Origin of the sequence: Streptomyces sp. NPDC002619 (assembly GCF_042889305.1) — a bacterium.
Classification (GTDB): domain Bacteria; phylum Actinomycetota; class Actinomycetes; order Streptomycetales; family Streptomycetaceae; genus Streptomyces.
In genome coordinates, this window is the sequence record NZ_JBIAQV010000009.1 from 1 (window position 1) to 22867 (window position 22867).

Annotated in this window: 26 protein-coding genes and 1 pseudogene; 12 read left to right on the top strand and 15 right to left on the bottom strand. The window is 70.6% G+C overall.

Annotation, left to right across the window (positions count from 1 at the left end; genetic code table 11):
- Nucleotides 1-159 precede the first annotated feature (159 nt).
- From ACFYXB_RS16805 to ACFYXB_RS16820, 4 genes are all read right to left on the bottom strand, one after another.
- Nucleotides 160-597: a hypothetical protein gene (locus ACFYXB_RS16805; protein ID WP_389582632.1), complete on the bottom strand. Its 438-nt coding sequence runs from the start codon at nt 595-597 to the stop codon at nt 160-162.
- Nucleotides 598-616: 19 nt separating this feature from the next.
- Nucleotides 617-2089, bottom strand: coding sequence for an MFS transporter (locus ACFYXB_RS16810; RefSeq protein ID WP_389582635.1), 1473 nt, complete (start codon nt 2087-2089; stop codon nt 617-619).
- Nucleotides 2090-2102: 13 nt separating this feature from the next.
- On the bottom strand, nt 2103-2351 hold the full coding sequence (locus ACFYXB_RS16815) for a zinc-binding dehydrogenase (protein ID WP_389582637.1): 249 nt from the start codon (nt 2349-2351) through the stop codon (nt 2103-2105).
- A gap of 143 nt (nt 2352-2494) precedes the next feature.
- Nucleotides 2495-3562, bottom strand: a complete 1068-nt coding sequence (locus ACFYXB_RS16820) for an alkene reductase (RefSeq protein WP_389582640.1) — start codon at nt 3560-3562, stop codon at nt 2495-2497.
- 310 nt (nt 3563-3872) lie between these two features.
- Between ACFYXB_RS16820 and ACFYXB_RS16825 the strand changes: the two genes are divergently transcribed.
- A complete protein-coding gene (locus ACFYXB_RS16825) occupies nt 3873-4340 on the top strand; it encodes a MarR family winged helix-turn-helix transcriptional regulator (RefSeq protein WP_389582642.1) in 468 nt (155 codons plus the stop codon).
- Nucleotides 4341-4348: 8 nt separating this feature from the next.
- Here ACFYXB_RS16825 and ACFYXB_RS16830 read toward each other — a convergent pair.
- Both ACFYXB_RS16830 and ACFYXB_RS16835 read right to left on the bottom strand, forming a co-directional pair.
- Nucleotides 4349-5124: pseudogene (locus ACFYXB_RS16830) on the bottom strand (IS5 family transposase).
- Nucleotides 5125-5250: 126 nt separating this feature from the next.
- Nucleotides 5251-6597, bottom strand: a complete 1347-nt coding sequence (locus ACFYXB_RS16835; RefSeq protein ID WP_389582644.1) for an FAD-dependent oxidoreductase — start codon at nt 6595-6597, stop codon at nt 5251-5253.
- Nucleotides 6598-6743: 146 nt separating this feature from the next.
- Between ACFYXB_RS16835 and ACFYXB_RS16840 the strand changes: the two genes are divergently transcribed.
- On the top strand, nt 6744-7373 hold the full coding sequence (locus ACFYXB_RS16840; RefSeq protein WP_389582647.1) for a DUF6214 family protein: 630 nt from the start codon (nt 6744-6746) through the stop codon (nt 7371-7373).
- 31 nt (nt 7374-7404) lie between these two features.
- On the opposite strand, the gene ACFYXB_RS16845 is transcribed toward ACFYXB_RS16840, so the two are convergent.
- Nucleotides 7405-8067: a TetR/AcrR family transcriptional regulator gene (locus ACFYXB_RS16845; RefSeq protein ID WP_389582650.1), complete on the bottom strand. Its 663-nt coding sequence runs from the start codon at nt 8065-8067 to the stop codon at nt 7405-7407.
- A 217-nt stretch (nt 8068-8284) separates the two neighbouring features.
- Here ACFYXB_RS16845 and ACFYXB_RS16850 point away from each other — a divergent pair, with 217 nt between their 5' ends.
- Nucleotides 8285-8533: a DUF2630 family protein gene (locus ACFYXB_RS16850; RefSeq protein WP_389582653.1), complete on the top strand. Its 249-nt coding sequence runs from the start codon at nt 8285-8287 to the stop codon at nt 8531-8533.
- A gap of 12 nt (nt 8534-8545) precedes the next feature.
- On the opposite strand, the gene ACFYXB_RS16855 is transcribed toward ACFYXB_RS16850, so the two are convergent.
- The 4 genes from ACFYXB_RS16855 to ACFYXB_RS16870 form a co-directional block, all read right to left on the bottom strand.
- Entirely contained in the window at nt 8546-9235 is a 690-nt protein-coding gene (locus ACFYXB_RS16855; RefSeq protein WP_389582655.1) for an HAD family hydrolase, read from the bottom strand.
- A gap of 41 nt (nt 9236-9276) precedes the next feature.
- Nucleotides 9277-9987, bottom strand: a complete 711-nt coding sequence (locus tag ACFYXB_RS16860) for a phosphatase PAP2 family protein (protein WP_389582657.1) — start codon at nt 9985-9987, stop codon at nt 9277-9279.
- A gap of 49 nt (nt 9988-10036) precedes the next feature.
- A complete protein-coding gene (locus ACFYXB_RS16865) occupies nt 10037-10972 on the bottom strand; it encodes a M56 family metallopeptidase (RefSeq protein ID WP_389582660.1) in 936 nt (311 codons plus the stop codon).
- A 108-nt stretch (nt 10973-11080) separates the two neighbouring features.
- Nucleotides 11081-11629, bottom strand: coding sequence for a DUF5134 domain-containing protein (locus ACFYXB_RS16870; RefSeq protein ID WP_389582662.1), 549 nt, complete (start codon nt 11627-11629; stop codon nt 11081-11083).
- Nucleotides 11630-11810: 181 nt separating this feature from the next.
- Between ACFYXB_RS16870 and ACFYXB_RS16875 the strand changes: the two genes are divergently transcribed.
- Nucleotides 11811-13481 (top strand): FUSC family protein, encoded by a 1671-nt coding sequence (locus ACFYXB_RS16875; protein WP_389582665.1) that lies wholly within the window; start codon nt 11811-11813, stop codon nt 13479-13481.
- Nucleotides 13478-14026, top strand: a complete 549-nt coding sequence (locus tag ACFYXB_RS16880; protein ID WP_389582667.1) for a MarR family winged helix-turn-helix transcriptional regulator — start codon at nt 13478-13480, stop codon at nt 14024-14026. Before ACFYXB_RS16875 ends, ACFYXB_RS16880 begins: the two co-directional genes overlap by 4 nt.
- A 17-nt stretch (nt 14027-14043) precedes the next feature.
- Here the strand turns inward: ACFYXB_RS16880 and ACFYXB_RS16885 are convergent, their stop codons facing one another.
- On the bottom strand, nt 14044-14436 hold the full coding sequence (locus ACFYXB_RS16885) for a VOC family protein (protein ID WP_351357495.1): 393 nt from the start codon (nt 14434-14436) through the stop codon (nt 14044-14046).
- Nucleotides 14437-14633: 197 nt separating this feature from the next.
- Here ACFYXB_RS16885 and ACFYXB_RS16890 point away from each other — a divergent pair, with 197 nt between their 5' ends.
- On the top strand, nt 14634-15173 hold the full coding sequence (locus ACFYXB_RS16890; RefSeq protein WP_351357498.1) for a GNAT family N-acetyltransferase: 540 nt from the start codon (nt 14634-14636) through the stop codon (nt 15171-15173).
- A 3-nt stretch (nt 15174-15176) separates the two neighbouring features.
- On the opposite strand, the gene ACFYXB_RS16895 is transcribed toward ACFYXB_RS16890, so the two are convergent.
- On the bottom strand, nt 15177-15860 hold the full coding sequence (locus ACFYXB_RS16895; protein WP_351357501.1) for a glycerophosphodiester phosphodiesterase family protein: 684 nt from the start codon (nt 15858-15860) through the stop codon (nt 15177-15179).
- A 405-nt stretch (nt 15861-16265) separates the two neighbouring features.
- On the opposite strand from ACFYXB_RS16895, the gene ACFYXB_RS16900 reads away from it, so the two are divergent.
- The 5 genes from ACFYXB_RS16900 (at nt 16266) to ACFYXB_RS16920 (ending at nt 20918) form a co-directional block, all read left to right on the top strand.
- Complete coding sequence (locus ACFYXB_RS16900; RefSeq protein WP_389582671.1) at nt 16266-17663, top strand: DUF6421 family protein; 1398 nt, start codon at nt 16266-16268, stop codon at nt 17661-17663.
- 38 nt (nt 17664-17701) lie between these two features.
- On the top strand, nt 17702-18457 hold the full coding sequence (locus tag ACFYXB_RS16905; RefSeq protein WP_389582673.1) for an SDR family NAD(P)-dependent oxidoreductase: 756 nt from the start codon (nt 17702-17704) through the stop codon (nt 18455-18457).
- Nucleotides 18454-19524, top strand: a complete 1071-nt coding sequence (locus tag ACFYXB_RS16910; protein ID WP_389582675.1) for a threonine aldolase family protein — start codon at nt 18454-18456, stop codon at nt 19522-19524. The genes ACFYXB_RS16905 and ACFYXB_RS16910 overlap by 4 nt, the downstream gene beginning before the upstream one ends.
- A gap of 73 nt (nt 19525-19597) precedes the next feature.
- Complete coding sequence (locus tag ACFYXB_RS16915) at nt 19598-20191, top strand: transglutaminase domain-containing protein (protein ID WP_389582677.1); 594 nt, start codon at nt 19598-19600, stop codon at nt 20189-20191.
- Nucleotides 20192-20201: 10 nt separating this feature from the next.
- On the top strand, nt 20202-20918 hold the full coding sequence (locus tag ACFYXB_RS16920; RefSeq protein ID WP_389582680.1) for a B3/4 domain-containing protein: 717 nt from the start codon (nt 20202-20204) through the stop codon (nt 20916-20918).
- Between the two features lie 7 nt (nt 20919-20925).
- Here the strand turns inward: ACFYXB_RS16920 and ACFYXB_RS16925 are convergent, their stop codons facing one another.
- Both ACFYXB_RS16925 and ACFYXB_RS16930 read right to left on the bottom strand, forming a co-directional pair.
- Nucleotides 20926-21654, bottom strand: a complete 729-nt coding sequence (locus tag ACFYXB_RS16925; protein WP_351357519.1) for a lysophospholipid acyltransferase family protein — start codon at nt 21652-21654, stop codon at nt 20926-20928.
- A 187-nt stretch (nt 21655-21841) separates the two neighbouring features.
- Nucleotides 21842-22258, bottom strand: a complete 417-nt coding sequence (locus ACFYXB_RS16930) for a DUF4395 domain-containing protein (RefSeq protein WP_389582683.1) — start codon at nt 22256-22258, stop codon at nt 21842-21844.
- 75 nt (nt 22259-22333) lie between these two features.
- Here ACFYXB_RS16930 and ACFYXB_RS16935 point away from each other — a divergent pair, with 75 nt between their 5' ends.
- Nucleotides 22334-22747: a thioredoxin family protein gene (locus tag ACFYXB_RS16935; RefSeq protein ID WP_351357553.1), complete on the top strand. Its 414-nt coding sequence runs from the start codon at nt 22334-22336 to the stop codon at nt 22745-22747.
- The last annotated feature ends 120 nt before the right edge of the window (nt 22748-22867 follow it).

Below are 22867 nucleotides of genomic sequence, written 5' to 3' on the forward strand. Positions count from 1 at the left end.
CCAGGGCGTTGCTCGCGGCCACAAGCACGGCGCAGACCAGGGACACGGCGATCAGCACGACAACCTCCTCTCGGCGGATGGCGGATGGCGGATGGCGGATGGAGTTCGGAGGACGGGAAGCGCCCGAGGGCGTACCACGGTTCCGCGGTACGCCCTGTCTCAGCTTTGCGGCAGGCCGAACCGATACTGGCCACCCTGGTTTTCGAAGACGTAGGGACGCGTCAACCTGTCCCATGCGCCGATCAGGTCGGCGTCGAAGGCGGCATTCCCCAGCGTGTGAAGGATGTCCCGCACCGCAGGGGAGCGGCTCGGGTTCTCCCCGGCCAGCAAGGTGGTGTTGATCTGTGCCTGGGCGTAGGACAGCAGCCGAAGCTCACGCTCTCGGGCCCGGCGGCGCTCACGGCGCAGGAACCATCGCCAGCCCAGAGCGATCCAGCCGTGCCTGTCCAACCGACCCGGTCTTGTCCCGGTATGGCGTCTCCGGAGGACGTTCGCGCCGATGGCGAGGGCGGTGATCAGCCCCAAGGGCACGATCGTGTACGCGATTGCGTTCGTCGCACCCAGGATGCCGACGGTGCGCACGGCGGTGGTGTCCATGTCTTCTCCGTTCATGGCGTCAGCCTGCGAGGATGTCGCGGACATCGGGATCACCTTGGTTCCGTACAACTCGACGGCGCGCAGGCGGGCGCTGAGCCGGGCCGCCTGACATCGGCGTACGGGTCGGGATGAGCGCTGAGAAGAGCAGACCCACGATTGCCGCCGCAGCCCCGACGATGAACGTGGTCCGAAATCCCTCCGCCGCGGGCAGCGTCGCCGAGCCGAGACTGATCGTGGCGTGTGCCAGGACCACGGTCAGGACCGCCGTGGAGGTGGCACTTCCAACCGAGCGCATCAGGGCGTTCACTCCGTTGGCCGAGGCCGTGTCGGTCACGGGAACCGCATCGGTGATCAGGTTTGACGTGGCCGCAACCGAGATGCCGGCGCCGGCCCCTATGAGGCTCGAGGCGACGACGATGTCGATGACGCTGTCCGTCCACAACATGACGAAGACATAGCCGGCGGCAATGAGGATTGCCCCCAGCATCATGGCCAGCCGAGCTCCGTACCGGGCGATCAGTCGGGCCGCGACCGGAGTCAGAAGCAGCGCCACCACCCCGTTCGTGGCGACGACCAGCCCCGAACGCACCAGGCTCTGACCGAATCCGTAGCCGGTGGCGGTCGGCGCCTGCAGGATCTGGGGAAATGCGAAGAGCATGGCGAAGATCGCGAACCCCATGGCGACCGTGGCGAGGTTCGCCATGAGCACTGGGCGACGGGCAGAGACTCGCAGGTCGACAAGAGGGGAGCCGACACGCAACTGGTAGCGGGCCCAGGCGAGCAGCACAACGATTGCCGCCGCGCCAAAGCCGAGTGTGCGGGTGCTGCCCCAGCCCCACTGCCCGCCGTTGACGATCGGCAGGAGCAGGACGATCAGTCCCACGGTGAGCCCGATGGTACCGACGACGTCGAAGCGTCCCTCGGCGTGTTGCGGCGACTCCGGCACCACCAACGCGGTCAGGAGAGCGCAGAGCAGGCCCAGTCCGGCCGATCCCCAGAACAACACGTGCCAGTTGAAGTGCTCGGCGGTCAGGCCGGCCAGTGGCATCCCCATTGCACCACCGAGGCCGAGCGTCGCGCTCAGGAGCGTAATCGCCCCTCCGATCCGGCTGGGCGGAAGCTGGTCCCGGAGGAGGCCGAAGGCGAGCGGGATCACCCCCATCCCCAGGCCCTGCAGACCGCGGCCGATCACCATCGGCCACAGCGAGCTGGTCAGGGCGGAGATGACCGTGCCGGTGATCACCGCGGCGAGTGTCAGCAGCAAGACGCGCCGCTTGCCGAAGAGGTCACCAAGGCGCCCGCTCACCGGCGTGACGATCGCGCCGGTCAGGGGTGTGATGGTGACGACCCACGACGCGTCCGTGGGTGAGGCGTTCAGGAGTACCGGAAAGTTCGGGATGAGCGGGATGGCCAGCGTCTGCAGCAGCGTTGGCAGCAGGCTGGTGAGGGAGAGGACGGCAACCATGGCCGAAGGAGAACCGGACCGCTTCATTCAAATCTCCACGCTAAGCAATTTCCTTGAATGCAAAAAGAAGTGACGATCGGATTTGTGGGGCACTTTCAACCGAACGCAATGAATACTCGCGGCGGACGCCGGCCGGGGGTTGCCAGAGGACGACCTTGCCCTGGTCGCGGCGGACCTCGATGTCGGCGTGGGGCTTGGCGGCCCGGTCGAGCGGGTAGGCGCGCCATACGGGCACGCCGAACTTGCCGGCGGCGATCAGGTCGGCCAGCTGCGGCAGGGCCTCTGGCAAGCGGTCCTTCCCGCTGAAATGGACATCAGGAACTCACAGATTGAGAAGGGAACCGCACACGCCCTGAATCACTCAGCACGTGTGATGGCATGCTTCGAGGCACCGGCCGGGGCCTGGACGGGCCACGTCGGCGGGGTCGCCGGTCAGTCGAGGGCGGGGTAGTCGGTGTAGCCGCGGTGGTCGCCGCCGTAGAAGGTGGCCGGGTCCGGGGTGTTGAACGGACCGCCGGCGGCGAGGCGGCGCGGCAAGTCGGGGTTGGCCAGGAACAGCGCCCCGTAGGCCACCATGTCCGCGCTGCCGTCCTCGATCAGCTTCAGCGCGCCGGCGCCGGTGGCGTCGGGGTACGTGAACGGGTTGAGGACGAACGGGCCGGGCCAGGCCTTGCGCAGCCACGCGGTCAGGGTGCGGTCCGGCCCTGCTATCAGGTGCAGATAGGCCAGCTTCAGGCCGGCGAACCGGTCCAGCAGGGTGGGGTAGACCTCGCCCAGGTTGTCCTCGGAAATGTCGTTGTACAGGTTTCCGGGCGAGATCCGCAGGCCGACCCGGTGGCTGCCGATCGCCTCCGCCACGGCCGTGACGACCTCGACGGCGAAGCGGATCCGGCCCTCGGTGTCGCCGCCCCAGGCGTCGGTGCGCCGGTTGGCGTTGGGCGCGAGGAACTGGTGGATCAGGTAGCCGTTGCCGCCGTGGATCTCCACGCCGTCGAACCCGGCCTCGATCGCGTTGCGTGCCGCGGCGGCGAAGTCGTCGATCGTCTGCCGGATCTCCGCCTCGCTCAGCTCCCTCGGCGTCACGAAGTCCTTCGGCCCCTCGTGGGTGTAGACCCGGCCCTTGGCGGCCACCGCCGACGGCCCCACCGGTACCAGGCCGTCGGGCAGCAGGCTCGGGTGGCCGATCCGCCCGGTGTGCATCAGCTGGGCGAAGATCACACCGCCCTCGCGGTGCACGGCGTCGGTCACCGTCCGCCATGCCTGCACCTGCCCGGGCGTGTGCAGGCCGGGGGTGTCGGGGTAGCCCTGGCCGGCCGGCGAGGGCTGGATGCCCTCCGTGACGATCAGCCCGGCGCTGGCGCGCTGCGCGTAGTACGTCGCCATCAGCTCCGTCGGCTCGGCGCCGGGCCCGAAGGCACGGCTGCGGGTCATCGGTGCCATCACCACGCGGTTTGCCGGGTGCTTGCCGCCCAGGGCGATCGGGTCGAAAGCAGTGGTCATGGTCTCTTCCTCGGGATAAGTGATGCTCAGCGGCCCGAGCACTCCGTTGCCGCACCAGCGAATGCCTGTCCGAACAAGTAAATCATTGTCCGAACAGGTAAATCTAGTGCGCCATTACCGGGTCAGGCGTGAAGCGCATCACGCACTCCCACCTGGTCATGTTCCTGCCCAAGCCTGGATGGCCCTGGGGGCCGCCGACCAGGAGGTAGGATTAAGTTGTTCAGGCAGCAAAGTGAGGAAGAGACGGCGCAGTCCACACCGGAGGCCGGGAAGGGTCCCGTGGGGACGGGGGCAGGAGGCCACCGTCCCGGTGCCGGCCGAGGCCAGCGGCGGGCCGGTCAGCCACGCGATCTTCCGCCTGGCCCGCCTGCACCGCATGTTCGCGGGACAACTGCTGCGCCGCATCGGCCTTCATCCGGGCCAGGAACTGGTCATGATGCACCTGTGGGAACTCGGCCCTCAGCGGCAGACCGACCTGGTGCGACTGTTGAACTCCGACGCCGCCACCATGACCCGCACTGTCCAGCGCCTGGAGCAGGCCGGCTTCGTCCGCCGCCGCCCCTCGCCCACCGACAAGCGCGCGGCACTCATCGAACCCACGGCGGCCAGCCATGCCTTGCGCCGTGAGGTCGAGCAGATCTGGAGCGAGCTCGAGGACCTCGTGACCGCGGGTCTGTCCCCCGACGAGCGGACCGCAGCCCTGCTCACCCTGGAACGCCTGGAGCAGAACCTCGCACAGGCCACCGCCGATCCCGCAGGCGCAGAAACGGAGTGTTAGGACTCAGATCAAAATGAGGTCTTCAGGCGTCGCCAGCAGATGATTGCGCATCCGAGGGTGAGGAAGGCTTGGTGGATGTCGGCGCGGATTTCCCAGCGGATGCGCAGGCGTCGGAACCAGTGCAGGAGAGCGAAGGCTGCTTCGACCACCCAGCGGTCCTTGCCCAGGCCGCTGCCGTGCTCGGTGCCGCGGCGGGCGATCACGGGGCGGATGCCCAGGTCACGGACCTGGCGTAGATGTCGTGGTCGTAGCCGCGATCGGCGTACACAGCGCCGGGGCGCCGGCGCGGACGTCCGCGCTTCCCGCGGATCGGCGGGACAGCGTGGATCAAGGGCAGGAGTTGGGTGACGTCGTTGCGGTTGCCGCCGGTGAGGGTGGCGGCCAGGGGGATGCCGTGGGTGTCGACGATGATGTGGTGCTTGCTGCCGGCCTTCCCGCGGTCCACCGGGGAGCGGCCGGTGGCCGCTCCCCCTTTCATGGCCCGCAGGTGCGAGCCGTCGACCGCTGCTCGGGACAGATCGAGCTGGTCAGCGGCGCGTAACTCGGCGAGGAGCAGTTCGTGCAGCTTCTGCCACACGCCCGCGTCGTTCCAATCCCGCAGTCGGCGCCAGCAGGTGCTGCCCGAGCCGTAGCCCAACTCCTGGGGCAGGAACTCCCACCGGATCCCGGTGTACAGCACGAACAGGATCCCGCACAGGACCTTGCGGTCATCCAGCCGTTTGCGCCCGGGGTACCGGTAGCGGCGCTCGACCTTCGGCAGGAGCGGTTCGATCCGCTCCCACAACCCGTCCTCGACCTCCCACGGCTTGCGCTTCGTATTGCCTGTTGCCGTCGCATGCTCCTTTGTCTTGAACCTGCCAAAGACAACGGCAACTGACCAACCGTCATTCCCCTCATTTTGATCGCAGTCCTAAGGGGCGGCCGTGCGTGCCGCCGCCAGCAGTGACTCCCAGTCCGCCAGCTTGACCACGCGCCGCTCGAGCCGGGCCCCGAGCTCGGCCTCCGCCCGCTCGATGGCCTGCCAGCCCGCCCACTCGACTGGCTCGATCCCCTCGGCCCGCAGCGCCGCGACCGGATCCTCCGGCACATCCGCGCGTACGAGAGCGGGCGCGTCCTCGAGCAGGGACGTCACCGTCTCCTTCGCGCACGGACGGTTGGTGCCGATGACGCCGGTCGGGCCGCGCTTGATCCAGCCGGACACGTACTCGCCAGGCGACGCGACACCGTCGCGCAGGACCCGGCCGGCCATGTTCGGCACGGTGCCGCTCGCCGCGTCGAACGGCAGCCCCGCCGGGGGCACTCCGCGATAGCCCACCGAACGCAGCACCAACTGGGCCGCCACGTCCTCGAATTCACCGGTCCCCGTCACCCCGCCACGCCCGTCCGGCACCGTCCGCTCGAAACGCACCGCGCCCACCCGGCCACCGTCGGCGAGCAGTTCGACGGGGCGCAGGAAGAAGCGCAGCCGGATCAGGCGCGCCGCTTCCCCGGTCGGCGCTCCCGCCCAGCCGCGCAGCACGTCCACGTTCCGGCGCTGCGCCGCGGGCAGCCCGGACGGGTCGGTGTACGCCGGATCCAGCGCCAACTCGGCCGGATCCACCACCACTTCGGTGTCGGGCAGGCCGCCCAGCTCGCGCAGTTCCTTGGTGGTGAAGCGGGCCTGCGAGGGGCCCCGCCGGCCCACCATGTGGACCTCGGTCACGCCGCTGTGCGCCAGAGCGGTCAGTGCGTCCTGAGGCATGTCGGTGGGCCTCAGCTCCTCGGCGCCGCGCATGAGCATCCGCGTCACGTCCACCGCCACGTTGCCCACGCCGATGACGACCGCCGAGCGGGCGCCTCGTACGAAGCCGTCTTCGCCGGCGTCGGGATGCGCGCTGTACCAGGACACGAACTCGGTCGCCGACCAGCTGCCCGGCAGGTCCTCGCCGGGGATTCCGAGGTGCCGGTCGGTGGCGGCCCCCACGCAGTACACCACCGCGTGGTACAGCTCCCGCAGCCTGTCGACGGCCAGTCCGCCGGGGCCGCCGACCTGGACCCCGCCGAGGAACCGCACCCGGTCGTGTTCCAGGACCGAGCGCAGATTCCCCTGGAGGGACTTGATCTTCTCGTGGTCCGGGGCCACACCGTAGCGCACCAGGCCGTACGGGCACGGCAGCCTGTCCAGGACGTCCACGAGCACCTCGGAGTCCTGCTGGACCAGATTCTGGGCGGTGTAGCATCCGCTCGGCCCGGAGCCGACGACGGCGACACGCAGCACGGCGGAACTCCTCACCCCGGCGTCACTGGGAAGGTCGCTGGTGGCTCCAGCATCGCACCGCAAGGGCTGAGCTGACAGGGTGCAGCGCCGTTATGGGGGCGCGTGTCCGCCCGGATGCCGCGTCATCGGGCGGTTACGTTCCGTGTGTGCTCGAGGCATCCTTTCTCAATCTCTCCGACCGCCGCGCGGAGGACGGCACGGTGGCCGTCCGGCGTGCGTGGAAGGTGCACGAGCAGGGGAACGCCACGTCCTGGTACCAGGTCTGCCTTGTGTTCACCGACGGCGCCCGGGTCGACGCGCTCGCCGTGGAGTTCGGCGGACGCGTCTCCATCGAGGACGTCAGGGCCCAACCCGCCTTCTCCCTGGCCGACTTGACCGCCCTGGCCGGCTGGATCGAGGGGCCGCTGTCGGAGGCGTGCGGGGCGAGCACCGGCGCGGCCGAGGACATCGACGCGGCCCAGGAAGCCCAAGGAGCAGAAGAGCCGGAGAAGTTCGAGGAATCCGAGGAATCTCAGGAATCCGAGGAGTTCGAGGGGGTCGAGGCGTGCGACGACGAGGCCGAGTACCGCGTACTGCGCCGCGCCCGCCGGGGATGGCCACGCGGCATGGAGGGGCGGCGGCTCGCCGCCCAGGAGTACCGGGCCGCACAGGGAGAGGGTCGCGACCCCGTCCTCGCGGTGATGCGGGCGACCGGCCGCAGCCGCCGCCGCTGCCTGAGACTCATCGCCAGGGCACGCGACGCGGGCTTTCTGACACCCCGCCATGCACGCCGCTGAGCCCGTCGATCCGGTACGCTCGCCGGCCCCGCTACCGCGGTCGCTCGTCCGTGGCGAAGAACCGTGACAGATCCTTCTCGTGCTGCTCGCCGCCCGACTCCGTCTCGGGCGGAATCCCCATCTCCCAGTCCAGCCGGTACCGCTCGAACAGTTCCGCCCGTAGCGCCGGGACCGGCATCGGGACTCCCGGCACCAGCGCCGCGTACACCGCCCCCATGAGCAGAGAGCGCAGCATCGGGTAGTCGACCGTCACATTGTGCGAGCCGTACCGGGCGACCGTGTCGCTCAGCAGCTCGGACAGGCGCCGCTGCTCCGGGCACTGCACGAAGCCCTCGGCCTGGAGGAGTCCCGCCATGTGCTGCCGCATCAGCACGGGACGGTCGCGCGCCAGGCCCAGGATCGCGTCGATGGCGCGGGCCAGCCGTTCCCGGCCGTCCTCGGTGTGCGGCTCGCGCTCCAGCGCCTCCTCCAGCGTGCGGTGCATCAGCCGGTGCACGGCGGACTGCACGAGCTGGCGTTTCCCCGGGAAGTAGTACGACACCAGTCCGCGCGCCGACCCCGCCCGGTCCGCGATCGCGCCCAGGGTCGTGGCCTCGAATCCGTGCTCGCCGACCAGCTCGACCGCGGCCTGCAGGAGCCGCTCGCGGGAACGCCGCCGCAACTCTTCATTGACCTCGGGGCTACGCGGGGACATCCTGTAACTCCTGCGTTGACTGGCTACCAGCCAACTATACTCAGCGCGGCAGGCCCGGCGTGCGCCCGGGCCTCTTCAGGGCTGCCGTCCGTCTGGGGCGACACGGGGGATCGTCTCAGACGGGCGGCACACATGGCGTGGTCCTCTCCGCTGCGCAAGAGCTCGTCCGTGCCCATTAGAGTTGGCACCGGTGTCGAGCCGAGGAGGCATGCGGAGCATGGAACAGGACCAGCGGATCCTGGCCAGGATCACGAAGATGGTCGACGACGAGCGCAAGCTCCGGGACGCACTCGCGTCCGGCGAGATCGACGGGACGACGGAGCACCAGCAGCTCGGCGAGCTGGAGCGTGAGCTCGACCAGTGCTGGGACCTTCTGCGTCAGCGTCGCGCCAAGACCGAGTTCGGGGAGAACCCGGACGACGCGCGGGTACGGTCGTCGTCCGAGGTCGAGGGCTACCAGAGCTGACCCTGAGCCCGGTCAGCCCACCAGGTCCAGCACGGGCAGCAGCGCGTCCGGCCGCTCGCTCACCGGCAGATGGTCCACGAAGTGGACCTGGCAGCCCAGAGCGGCCGCACCGCCGTCGGCCGGCCGGCTGTCGCCCACCATCAGCACGTCCCGGGGATCGGCGCCGAGCGCCTCGCAGGCGGCGGAGAACAGTCGCGCGTCCGGCTTCTGGATCCCGTGCTCGTACGACAGGACGTACGTGTCCACACAGCCGTCGAGGCCGTGCTCCCGGAAGACCGGGCGCAGGTCCCAGCCGATGTTGCTGACCACGCCGACGCCGATGCCCCGCTCGCGCAGCGTCCGCAGGACCTTGGCGGTGTCGGGGTACGGGGACCAGGCCTCGGGGGTCATGTGCCGGTCGTACAGCGCGTCGTACAGGCCCGGGTCGGGCAGCGGCACACGGCGGGTCAGGCCGGTGTAGGCGGCCCGGTGCAGCTCGGCGCTCTCGTCGCGGACCACCCACACGTCGGCGAGTTCCGAGGGCAGCTCGGCCGGGATCGCGCCGCCCGGGAGCGCCCCGGCCTCCTCCAGGGCCCGTGCCGCCTCGGCCAGTTCCGGCTCGGGGAGCGTGAGAGCCGCGTCGGCCAGGACGGCCCGCAGCCAGGACTCGGTGGACTCGACACGGAAGAGGGTCCCGGAGAAGTCGAAGAGCACGGCAGTCATGATCCCGACTGTAGCCAACGCACGGACCGACCACGTCGCAATCAGCCGTGACGGCCGTCGGTCACCGGTCGCAGGGCCCGCCCCTTCGACCCCCGCTCGTACACCACCACGGCCGACGCCACCACGAGCGCGCCGAGCAGCCAGCCGCCCACCACGTCCGAGGGCCAGTGCACCCCGAGCCACACCCGGGTGAGACCGACTCCCGCCACGGAGACCACGGACAGGACGACGGCCGTACGCCACAGGACGCGGCCGGCGCCGAAGTGGTGCAGCAGCCACAGCAGGAGGCCGCACACCACGGTGGCGGTCATGGCATGCCCCGAGGGGAAGGCCGCGTAATGCGCGGAGTCGACGGGATCCGGCCAGACCGGGCGGGGGCGGCCGACGGCGGCCTTCAGCGACTGCTGCGCCACCGTGCCGAGCGCACAGAACGCCGCGAGCCACACCGCCGTCCACCAGGCAGCGCGTCGCCACACCAGCCACACAGCGGCCACCGCGCACACCAGGCGCATCGTGAGGGGGTCCCAGACCCAGTCGGTCAGGATACTGACGGCACGGGTGAGTCCGGGCTCGTCGACCGCCCAGCGATGAGTGGAGCGGGCGATGTCCCCGTCCAGCGACATCAGGGGGCGCCACTCGGCCATGACCAGCGCGGTGAGCAGCGCCGCGCACACGGCGAGCACGCCGACGACGGGCACGGCGGTCCGCCGCGCCGCGTCACGGGGCGGTGAGGTGCCGGGCGGCCGGGGCATGCCGCGATCTTCTCCGACGGCGGGGCACACGGCCGGCACCCGGGGCGGCCTAGCCGAGTGCCCGCAGCGCCGGAACCAACGCCACCAGCACCGGAATCACCGGGACCAGGGCGGCCGCCGCCGTGAGGCGGAGACGGCGCAGTGCCGTGAGGCGGTCCGGGGGAGTGAGCAGTCGGTGGACGCGTTGCGGGACGTTGGCCTGCGGGGTGGGACAGGGGCCGAACACGCCCCGGTCCTCGTTGAGTTCGACCAGCGCAAGCGCGGTCGTCAGCCGGCCGAATCGGCGGGACGCCATGTCGTCCGCCGACAGCTCGACCAGCCGGTGCATCTCGTCCCGGAACGCGGCGAACACCGGCACCTGCGGGAACCCGCCCGCCAGCGCCGCCGAGCAGTGCAGCAACCAGTCGTGCCGGGCCCGCGCGTGCCCCTGCTCATGGGCGAGTACGGCGTCCAGCTGCCGTCCCTTGAGCCGGCGCAACGCGGCCGTGTTGATGACGAGTTGGGGCGCCGCGCCGGGCAGCCACCAGGCGTCAGGCCGTTCGCCCTCCAGCACGACGAGCCGGCCGCCCACCGGCTCCTCGCCGGGCAACAGCGGTGCACGCACGAGGAGTTCGGACCGCCGCGCACGCCGTCGCGCCCTGGCCCGTGCGACCTCCCGGACGAGCATCGCCGCGCTCCACAGCCCGGCGCACGCCAGGGTCACCGCCGTCGTCGCCGCCCAGGGCCCGGCTGCACCGAGGCCGTAGGCGTCCACGACACCACGCGGAGCCGAGGCGAAGACGTGCCCGCGCACCGCCTGCCAGGCGGCCGCCGCGCTCAGGGTCATCGACAGCGCGCAGCACACCAGCACAGCCGCCACCACGCACTGCCACACCCACAGCGCGACCACCGGTTCCCGGTCCACCCAGTCGGCCCGCGCGAACAGCCGGGGAGCGACGACGGCGGTCAGGGCGCCGAGCAGCAGCAGTGCCGCGGAGACCATCATGCGCAGCACCCTATGAGCGTCCGACGGCCCGCGGATACGGCCGAACGGTCCAAAGTGACGCAGTCAACGCTTCCGTACACCGCACGAGAACCCTCCCGTACACGTCCGTCAGAGCGTCAGCAGCATGGTCACCATGCCGATCCCCATGGACAGCCGGCAGGCCCGCGCCAGCTCGGGACGGTCGCCCCAGCCCACGCCCGCGCCGCCGCCCGCCGTGGCCACGGGGACGAGCCGGGCGCCCGAGTGGAGCACATAGCTGATGAAGTAGAGCAGCAGCGCCCCGGTCAGCAGCGGAACTCCGGCACCGCCGTGCACGTGGTGCGGGGAGCCGGGGGAGCCGGCCATCACGACCGCCATGTAGACCATCGCCGCGGTACCGACCAGGTGGTGCACATGGTGCGGGCTGCTGCGCGCGGCCCACAGGGCGCGCAGCGCGGCCGCGCCGAAGACGGCCGCGTACAGCGGCCACGTCCACGACGGCGGGGTGAACACCGTGGCGGGCACGGCCATCGCGGCCATGCCGAAGCCCATCAGCGCCTCGCCGCCCGCGGCGCGCCGCTGTTCCTCGACGCTGCTGCGCATGCGCAGCAGGCAGTAGGCGCCGGTCGCCGCGCACAGCGCGACCAGGAGCCAGCCGGGCGAAGCCGGTCCGTGCACGTGTGTCTCCCCGTCCCCGCTTCCTGTTCGGTCGATGAGAGTGATGCCCTGGACACGCGGCGCGCACGCGAGCGCAAGGGTGTACGCGGGGAGCGTGTCACGCAGCACAGCAGGTCACGAGTCCGTGAGCTGGCGATCGCGAAGATGCTTTACTAGTAAAACATATGCTAAATTGATGGGTATGAGCAGTGCGACCCCCCACCGCCTTCCCCTCGCCGGGGTGCTCCGCCTCGGCCGGCCATCCGGCATCTGGTTCAAGCCCGCGCTGAGCGTGGTCGCCGCGGCCGGCCCGCCCAACCTGACCCTGCTGGCGCTCGGCCGCCTCGACCTGGCCATGTACACGATGGCCGGTTCCCTGTGCGCCCTGTACGGCCACAGCCGGCCGTACGCCGCCAGGGCTCGCGCCCTGGCCTGGGTGGTGCTCGGCATGGTCGGCGGACTCGCCCTCTCCCTGGTCGCCGCGTCGCTCACCACCAATGCCGTGGTCCTGGTCACCGTCGGCGCCCTGATGGCCGCGGTACAGAAGGTGCTCTGCGACGCCACCCGCATCGGCCCGCCCGCCCATGTGATCCCGACCTTCGTCACGTCTGCCGCGCTGTTCGCGCCGCAGACCCTCGGCCAGGTCCCGGCCCATACGGGTCTCGCGCTGGCGGCGGGCGCCTGGGCCTGGCTGGTCGGCATGGCGCCCGGGCTGCTGCGCCCGTACGGCCCCGAGCGCCGCGCCACCGCCCAGGCCCTGAACGCCGCCGCCGCTTACGCCGCCACTCGCGGCACGGGGGAGGGCCGCGCCAGGGCACGTGCCGCCGCGGCCGCCGCCGTACAGGCCGCCTGGCAGTCGCTGCTGTCCGCCCGAGTGGACCCCACCCGCCGCTCGCTCGAACGGCTCGTCGTCCGTGCCGAGGTGGCCCTCGCCGCCCCCGCCGACACCGACCCCGGCGCCCTGCGCACCTGGGCCCGCGCCCTGCGCGGCACCGGACGCGTCCCCCGTGCCGACCTGCCGGTGGAGGCCGACGCCGAACTCCTCGGCGTGGACGCCGAACTCGCCCTCCCGCACCGCCCGTTGTGGCGCGGGCTCGGCCCCCTCTCCCCGATCGCCGCCCGCACCGCCCTCGGCTGCGCCCTCGCCGGATACGCCTCCCTCGCCCTCGGCGTCGGCCGCCCCTACTGGGCGCTCGTCACCGCGGCCTCCCTCTACCAGGCCAACCTCACCCTCACCTGGAGCCGGGGCGTCCAGCGCGTCGTCGGCAACCTCGTCGGCGTCCTCGTCTTCGCCGTGATCGCGCCGCTCGCCCACCTCCACCCGGCCGCCCTCGTGCTGTGCTGCCTCGTCTTCAACTTCGGCGCCGAGGCGCTCATCGGCCGCAACTACTGGCTCGGCAGCATCTGCGTCACCCCGATGGCCCTGCTCATCACCGAGTTCGCCCGCACACAGGACGCCGGCGAGCTCATCACCGACCGGGTCGCGGACACCTTGGTGGGCGCGCTGGTCGGCTTCGTCGCCGCCATGGCCGTCACCAACCGGCGGGCCGGCGACCGCATCGAGCACGCCCTGGGCGCCGTGGAGAAGGCCCGTGATCGCGCCGCGCGTCTCCTCGCCGAGCCGCAGCCGGCGCCCCGCGCCCTGGAGTCCACCCGCCGTGCGCTCGCCGCCGCGCTGGCCGACCTGCGCGCCACCACGGACGCCGCGTCCGGCGAGTGGTGGCAGCGTGCCCTGCCCCAGGAGCGGGTCGTGCTCGCCGAACGGTCCGGACACCGTACGCTCGCCGCGACGGCACGGCGCCAGGGGCTGCACTTCTGGGCCGGTCAGGGGACCGCGCAGACGACAGCGACGACGGAGGACGTACGGCCATGACGCCGAGGAGCGGATCACCCGCGGCCGGGAACGACACGGCGGGGGGCGACACCGTCGCCGCGGTGGTCCGGCAGTGGCACGCCGTCCACCCCCAGCTGGACACCGGTCCCATGGAGGTCATCGGCCGCATCAACCGCTGTGCCGCGCTCCTCCAGCAGGCCGAGGACGCGCCCCTGCGCCGCGCGGGCCTCAGCCGCCCCGAGTTCGACCTGCTCGGCGCGCTGCGCCGCACGGGCCATGAACTGACTCCGAGCGAGCTGGCCCGCGAGACCTTCTCCTCGGGCGCCGCCGTCACCAAGCGCCTCAAGCAGCTCACCGAGCGCGGCCTGGTCGAGCGCCGGGGCGACAGCCGGGACCGCCGGGTCGCCCACGTCCGCCTCACCGACGCCGGTCGTGCCCTGGTCGACGGCATCCTCCCCGAACAACTCGCCTACGAGACGGCCGTCCTGTCCGTCCTCGCCCCGGAAGGCCAGGGTCAACTGGCCGGACTCCTCGCGGAGTTGCTGAGCCGTCTGGAGGGCCGAACGGGCACGCTGCGGGCCTGACCCGAGCCCCCGGTTTCCTAGATCCCCGGCCGGTACCGCAGCGGATGGTCGGCCGGGACCTCCACCAGCACGATCCGCGTCCCGTCCGGATCCCGGATCCACATCTCGATCAGACCCCATGGCTCCTGCACCGGCGGCCGCACGATCTCGACGCCTTTCGCGAGGAGTTCCTCGTGCGCCGCCGCCACATCCTCGACCTGGAGCCACAGCTGGAGGGCCGGCGACGGAGGGGTCTCCGAGCGGCCGGACACCTCCAGGAACCCGCCGCCGAGAAAGTAGACGGTGCCGCGCTCGGGGCCCGTACCGAACTCACGGTGGACAGCGAGGCCCAGCTGTCCGCCGTAGAAGGCGCGGGAGCGCTCGGGATCGATGGGACGCAGGAGTGTCCGGCTGCTGAGTACGTGCACCATGCGTCCGCACCTTAAGCGCGTCGGGCAAAGTCCGCTGCGGTTCGGCAGTACCCCGAAGGGGCGCGGGGAACTGCGCGGCCAGCCACGATCGTGCCGCAGACGAGCGACGGCATATTGCGGCCCTTCGAGCGAAGCGCTCAGCGGCGGGGTTAACCTCGACCATGCCGTGCCGCGCCACAGATCGGAGCCTTCCGCCCATGGACACCCCCGCCAACGGACTCGTCTTCCGCGACGCCGCCGACAGCGACGTGGACACGCTGGTCTCGCTGATCCAGTCGGCGTACCGGGGAGACTCCAGCAGGGCCGGCTGGACCACCGAGGCGGACATCCTCGAAGGGCAGCGGACCGACCCGGAGGGCGTGCTCGAGGTCATCAAGTCGCCCGACAGCAGGCTTCTGACGGTGGAGAGTGAGGGGCGGGTCGTCGCTTGCTGCCAGCTCGAACACCGTGGTGACCACGCCTACTTCGGGATGTTCGCGGTCAGTCCCGCGCTGCAGGGCGCGGGCCTGGGCAAGGTGGTCATCGCGGAGGCGGAGCGGCAGGCCCAGGAGACCTGGGGCGTCACCGAGATGCACATGACGGTGATCTCGGTGCGCGAGGACCTCATCGCCTGGTACGAGCGCCGCGGCTACCGCCGTACGGGACGGATGACGCCGTTCCCGTACGGCGACGAGCGCTTCGGTATTCCGCAGCAGGACGACCTGCGGTTCGAGCTGCTGGTCAAGGCCCTGGTGTGACGTTCACGCGGTGAAGCGGCCCGTGCGCTTGATCTCCGGGTAGTCGGTCGTCGCGCCGTCCAGCCCCAGGGCGCGCACCAGGCGCAGATGGTCCTGCGTGTTCACCACCCAGCCGATGATCTTCAGGTCCGCCTTGCGGGCCTCCTCGACGACCTCCAGGGTGAGCCGCCGGATGTTGAGGCAGACGGTCGCGGCACCGACCTCGGTGGCCCGCTCCACCACGTCGGGCCCGTACCGGCTCGCGATCAGCGCCGTGCGCACCCCGGGCACCAGGCGGGTGATCTCGGCGACCGCCTCGTCGTGGAACGAGGACACCTCCACCCGGGACACCAGGTCCCGCTTGTGCATCACCTCGGCCAGCGCCCGGGCCGCCGCCACGTCCTTGATCTCGGCCTGCAGCGGCGAGCGTACGGCGTCCAGGACCTCCTCGAAGACCGGGACACGCTCTCCGCGCCCCGCGTCCAGGGTGCGCAGCTCGGCGAGGGTCTTCTCGGCGATCGGGCCGGTTCCGTCGGTCGTGCGGTCCACCTCCGCGTCGTGCATGACGACCAGGGCGCCGTCCTTGCTCAGGTGGAGATCGAGTTCGATGAGGTCGAGGCCGGCCTGCTGGGCGGCGACGAAGGAACGGAGGGTGTTCTCGGGCTCGACGCCCATGACTCCGCGGTGACCGATGGTAAGGAAGTTCAAGGTTCAACTCGCTTCCGTCGACGGCGGCTCGGCATGCGCGCGGACGGGCCGGGACCTCGCTGTCCACGCGGCAGAATCGCAGCCTAATGGCCGTCTCTCCCGATGAACCCGCGCGTACACGGGGGATTGGGGTGACGTGCGGGGCGGGCTCTGGCCCGCACCCCCGTGACCGTCACCCTGGCGTGGGCGAGTCGGCGTGGCGATTGACCGTCCGGATCCCGGCCCGCTCGCCGCGCCGCGAGGCCCCTCCGGCCGTGCGGGAAGGAGTGCCGTCACGGTGTCCCGCAGGAAAAAGCGCGGTGACATGCGGGCGCCGCAGGATAGTTTCCCGAGGCCCCTCTTGCTGGGAGAAACCTCGTACGCATACGGTGTCCTTACGCGAGGTTCTCCCGTGGAGGATGGGGCATGACGGAAATTCTTGTGCAGGTGGGTCCGGAGGAGCAGGTTTCTCCCGCGACCAGGGTGATCGAGCACCCGGCGTGGCCCGTGCTCAAGGATGCGGTGGAGCAGATCCGGCCATGGCAGTCCAAGGACGGGTCGATCGACTTCGAGGCCGAGGGCGCGCCCGGCCCGGCCGACGCCGAGCTGGCCGTACGCCGCGCCGCCGACGCGGTCGAGCGGCTCTCCCCGCTGCTCCCGCACGACGCCGCCTACCTCGAGGCCCTGGTCAAGGACCTGTACCGCTGGGCCGACGGCGGCTTCCAGGTGCCCGACTTCCTCGACTCGCTGCTGGCCTTCCAGCCCGCCGCGGGCCGCGCGGACGGACTGCAGCACCTGGTCGTCTTCCCGATGTACACGCAGAACGGCAACCCGGACCGCAACCTCGAGGCGGTCGTGCTGCGCATGGTCTGGCCGGACTGGCTGGCCGAGCTGGAGCGCACCCGCTACGACAACCCGCTCTTCTGCGGCATCAAATTCGAGGACTTCACGGCCGGCTACGACACCAACTCCGCCGTCCTCTTCCCCGAGACGATTGCCGTGCGCGAGGCGCCGGAACGTTTCACCTGGGGCGGTATCTTCTGCGACCGCGAGGCCGCCCGCTTCCGCCGCGTCACCGACGCCGCCGTCGACATCCTGGGCCTCGAACTGCCCGAGGACATCGCTGCGATGGTCCACGACCAGAAGCGCTGCGAAGAGGCCTTCGTCCTGTGGGACATGGTCCACGACCGCACCCACAGCCACGGCGACCTGCCGTTCGATCCGTTCATGATCAAGCAGCGCCAGCCGTTCTGGATGTACGGCCTGGAGGAGCTGCGCTGCGACCTCACCGCCTTCAGGGAGGCCGTGAAGCTCCAGACGGACGGTGTCCCGCAGGCCCGTGACGTGCAGTACGCGGTGCTCTTCGACCGCATGTTCCGCTTCCCGGTCACCGGTGAGCGGGTGCGCAACTACGACGGCCTCGGCGGCCAGCTGCTCTTCGCCTACCTGCACAAGCACGACGTCGTGCGCTGGACCGACAACAAGCTGCACATCGACTGGGACCGGGCCCCGCAGGTCACCAACCAGCTGTGCGCCGAGATCGAGAAGCTCTACCGGGACGGCATCGACCGCCCGAAGCTCGTGCACTGGTTCGCCGGGTACGAGCTGGTCTCCACCTATCTCGCCCCGCACCCGGGCTCCAAGTGGGCCAAGGGTCCCGAGGCCCTGGACCTGACCCAGCCGCCGCGCAAACTCGTGGATGACGTGCTTCCCGACGAGTTTCCGCTGAGCATGTTCTATGAGGCACTGTCCAAGAAGCTCAAGAACGTGATTGCCTCCACCAGGGGCATCACCGCGGACGGCGCCGAGCGGGTCGCCGCGTGAGCGACCGTGTCCGGAACACTGCTCAGGAGGCGAGGATCATGCGGAACGGGGCTCTCAGCGGTGCGGTGATCGCGGTGGCCGGCGCGGGTGGTCCCGCGGGCCGGGCGGCGCTGCTCAGGCTGGCCGAGGCGGGCGCGACCGTCGTCGGCGCCGACAACGACCCCGAGCGGCTCTTCGAGGCCGTGGACGCCGCGCGCTACGCGTCCGGCGGCGCCACGGTCACCGGGGACACGGTGGACCTGCTCGACCTGCAGTCCACCCACGACTGGGCCGCCCACATCGAGAAGGACTTCGGCCGGGTCGACGGACTCGTGCACCTCGTGGGCGGCTGGCGCGGCAGCGAGACCTTCACCAAGACCAGCCTGGACGACTGGGACTTCCTGGAGCTGCTGCTGGTCAAGACCGTGCAGCACACCTCCCTCGCCTTCCACGAGGCGCTGCAGCTCAGCGAGCGCGGCCGGTACGTGCTGATCAGCGCCGCCGGCGCCAGCAAGCCGACCGCGGGCAACGCGGCGTACTCCGCGGCCAAGGCCGCCGCCGAGGCCTGGACGCTGGCGATGGCCGACTTCTTCCGCAAGGCGGGCATCGCCGAGGGCGCCGACGGGCCCACGTCGGCGGCTGCGATCCTGGTGGTGAAGGCGTTGGTGCACGACGCGATGCGCGCCGAGCGCCCCAACGCGAAGTTCGCGGGCTTCACGGACGTCAAGGACCTCGCCGAGGCCATCGTCGACGTCTGGGACAAGCCCGCCGCGGAAGTGAACGGAAACCGTCTGTGGCTGACCGAGAAGCCGTGAACCCTCCCAAGACCGACGCGCGTCGCCACCACGACCCGCAGGTCCGCGGTTTCGCCAGTGACAACTACGCCGGGGCGCACCCGGAGGTGCTGGCCGCCCTAGCCCTGGCCAACGGCGGCCATCAGGTCGCGTACGGCGAGGACGACTACACGGAGAACCTCCAGCGGATCATCCGCAGCCACTTCGGGGCCACGGCCGAGGCCTTCCCGGTGTTCAACGGCACCGGTGCGAACGTCGTCGCGCTCCAGGCGGTCACCGACCGCTGGGGCGCGGTGATCTGCGCCGAGAGCGCGCACATCAACGTCGACGAGGGCGGCGCCCCCGAGCGTATGGCCGGTCTCAAGCTGCTCACCGTGCCCACGCCGGACGGCAAGCTCACGCCCGAGCTGATCGACCGGCAGGCGTACGGCTGGGAGGACGAGCACCGTGCCATGCCGCAGGTCGTCTCGATCACCCAGAGCACGGAGCTGGGCACCGTCTACACGCCCGACGAGATCCGCGTGATCTGCGAGCACGCCCACGCCCACGGTATGACGGTGCACCTGGACGGTTCCCGGCTGGGCAACGCGGCGGCGTCCCTGAACGTCCCGATGCGGACGTTCACCAACGCCGTCGGCGTCGACATCCTCTCCCTGGGCGGCACCAAGAACGGCGCCCTGTTCGGCGAGGCGGTCGTGGTCCTCAACCAGGACGCGGTCCGCCGGATGAAGCACGTGCGCAAGATGTCCATGCAGCTCGCCTCCAAGATGCGCTTCGTGTCGGTGCAGTTGGAGGCGCTGCTCGCCAAGGACCTGTGGCTGCGCAACGCCCGCCACGCCAACGAGATGGCCCAGCGCCTGGCCGAGGGCGTCCGCGCCGTGCACGGGGTCGAGATCCTCTACCCGGTGCAGGCCAACGGAGTCTTCGCCAAGCTCCCGCACGACGTGAGCGAGCGCCTGCAGAAGCGGTTCCGCTTCTACTTCTGGGACGAGGCCGAGGGCGTCGTGCGCTGGATGTGCGCCTTCGATACGACCGAGGACGACGTGGACGCGTTCGTCGCGGCGCTCAAGGAGGAGATGGCGCGCTAGCCATCTGCATAGATATGCGGTCAGCCGGAAATACATTGACGCTCGGGTGAGCGCATTCCTATGCTCTGCGGACATGGAGCCGATCCAGGAAACCCCGGACCTGTCCGCCTATCTGGCTGCGGACGACGTCATCGACCACGACCATCCGCTGGTCAGGGAGACCGCTGCCCGACTGGCCGAGGGGGCGGCAGATTCGTATGACTATGCGCGATCCGCGTATGAATTCGTGCGTGACACCATCCCGCACTCCGACGACAGCGGGGACCTGCGTGTCACGTGGCGCGCCTCCGACGTCCTGGAGCGGCGCACCGGCATCTGCTACGCCAAGGCGCACGCGCTCGCCGCGCTGCTGCGGGCCGAGGACATCCCCACCGCGCTGTGCTACCAGCGGCTCGCGCACGACGACGGTTCCGGTCACGCCGTGCACGGGCTGGTCGCCGTGCGGTTCAACGGGGCCTGGCACCGGCAGGATCCTCGGGGCAACAAACCCGGCGTTGACGCACAGTTCTCCCTCGACGGGGAGCGGCTGGCCTGGGTGCCCGATCCGAAGTCCAGCGAGATGGACTATCCGGTCCTGTATACTGAACCTCACCCGGCTGTCCTGGGCGCGCTGAAGGCCGCGCCCGACCGGCCGTACCTGTGGAAGACGCTCCCCACCGCACTCTGAGGCGAGACAGATGACCCTCACGCTCACCGTGTCCGACGAGGTGCACACCCTCGCGCCCGGCTTCACCCACCTCGCGATCGAGGCGCACGGCCTCGTCAACGGGCCCAGCAGCGAGGCGAGTTCGGCACTGCTCGACGACGCGGCCCGCCGCCTCGCCGTACGACTCGACGGGCGCGCGCCGCACGAGGACCCGCACATGGCCGCATGGCGCGAGACATACACGGCGTTCGGCTCCAAGCCGTCGCGCACCCGCAACTCGGCCGAAGCGCTGGCCAAGAGGGCGCTGTCCGACGCCGGACTGCCCAGGATCAATCTGCTCGTCGACCTCTACAACGCCATCAGCGTCGCCCATCTGATCCCTGTCGGCGGCGAGGACCTCGACCACATCCGGGGCGGCATGCGCCTCGTGCGGGCCACCGGCGACGAGGACTTCGTGACCGTCGCCGGCGGTGAGGAGGTCGTCGAGCATCCGGACGCGGGCGAGGTGGTGTGGCGCGACGAGGCAGGTGTGACCTGCCGCCGATGGAACTGGCGCCAGGGCCCGCGCACCCGGCTCACCGAGGAGACGACCTCCGGCATCTTCCTGCTGGAGAGCCTCGCCCCCATGCCCGTCCCCGAGGTCGCGCAGGCCGGCTTCGAACTCGCCGAACTGCTGGAGAAGTTCAGCCCCGGAGCACGGATCAACGCCGGCGAACCGGTGTCGGCATTCGTCTCGGCACAGGACTGAGGAGAGGTCAGAGCGCCTCGGCCGCGCGGACCTGCTCCAGCGTCGGGGCCGTGCCGCCCAGGTGTGCCGGGAGCCACCATGTGTCCTCGGTGCCCTTGGGGCGGCCCGGGTAGGCTCGCTGGGCGGCGTCGAGGAGATCCTGGACGCCTTCGCGCAGCTTGCGCGTGATGGCGCCCGCGTACTGGTCGAGGGAGGCCTCGACCGCCTCGCCGACCCGGATGGTGACCGGGAGGTGGCTGCGCTTGAAGTTGCGCGGCTGGCCCTTCGTCCACAGTCGCTGTGTGCCCCACACCGCCATCGGCACCAGCGGGACCCCCGCCTCCTGAGCGAGCCGCGCCGCACCCGACTTGAAGCTCTTCAGGGTGAAGGACTGCGAGATCGTGGCTTCCGGGAACACCCCGATGACCTCGCCGGAGCGCAGCGAGTCCAGCGCGTGCGCGAACGCCGCCTCGCCCTGTTTGCGGTCCACTGGGATGTGCTTCATCCCGCGCATCAGCGGACCGGACACCTTGTGACGGAAGACGGACTCCTTCGCCATGAAGCGCACCAGTCGCTTCTGCGGAAGCGCCGCCAGGCCGTTGAATACGAAGTCCAGATAGCTGATGTGATTGCTCACCAGCACGGCGCCGCCCGAACTCGGAATGTTCTCCGACCCCTTGCAGTCGATCTTCAGGTCCCAGACCCTGAACAACGTCTTGGCGAATCCGATGACGGGACGGTAGACCAGCTCTGCCATGGGCGGGACGGACCCTTTCTGCTCTGCCTGGGAAAGGGGCTCCCGGCGGGAAAGCTACGCAGCCGTAGGTTTACGGCGTCTCGCAGATCGTGCCCGAAGAACGAACGGGGAGCCAGTCCTGGTGCCGCGGTTCGGCGAGATACTCGTCACGTCGGCCTAGCGGCCACCTCGGTCTTTTCCTTTGCCTTTACTCCGTGCGGACCGTCGCCCGCCGGATCAGCAGGAACAACTCGCAGCCCAGGCAGTACCCGAACGCCGCGTTGAGGAATGCGGCGGCGAGCGCGGCCCCGGTCGCCGCGAGCCCCAGCCAAGTGAGTCCCAACGCGTAGCCGACCAGCCCGATCCCCGCGAACACGAGCCCCACTGCCTGCGCGAACCGCGGCGGTTCCGGTGCCTCGAACTCCGTCGGCGGACCGATCCGCGGCCGTACGGCCTTCCGGAACAGCCAGCCGTAGGGTGACTTGCCCACTCCTCCGACCGCGCCCAGCGCGAACGCCAACGTCTGCCAGGCCAGCAGCCAGACGCTCCCGGTGAGCAGCACCACCGCCAGTACGACCGTCGTCACGGCCGCCCCGAAGCGCGGCCCCCTCACATCGATGTCCATGAATCAAGCATTCCGCAAGGGAAACTCTTCCGGAAGTCGGGAATCTTTGCAGTCTCGTGAATGCTGGTGCGGGTGATGACCGGACTGGTGGTGTGCGTGGCGGTGCTCGCGGTGGCGAGCGCCTATGGAGTGCTGCACAAGCGGCGGAGCGGGAGAGTACGGGTGCGCGGGCGGGACGACGGGAAGCGGCTCGGCGCGGCCGAGTTGGGCGGCGACCTCGGCGAGCGCGCCACGCTCGTCCAGTTCTCCAGCGCCTTCTGCGCACCGTGCCGGGCGACCCGGCGCGTCCTCGGCGAGGTGGCCGGGATGGTCCCCGGCGTCACACACGTCGAGATCGACGCGGAGGCCCACCTCGACCTCGTACGCGAACTCGACATCCTCAAGACCCCCACCGTGTTGGTGCTCGACGCGGACGGCCGAGTGGTGCGGCGGGCGACCGGGCTGCCGCGCAAGGCCGACGTGATCGCGGCCCTGGGGGAGGCGGTCTGACGGGTATGCGGATGACGGTGAGGCATCTCCCATATGCCGGGACGTACTTGACTGCGCGCACCACCTATCGTCAGCCTGACCCCATGCCTACGGAACTCCTTCTCTTCGGGCGGGTCCACG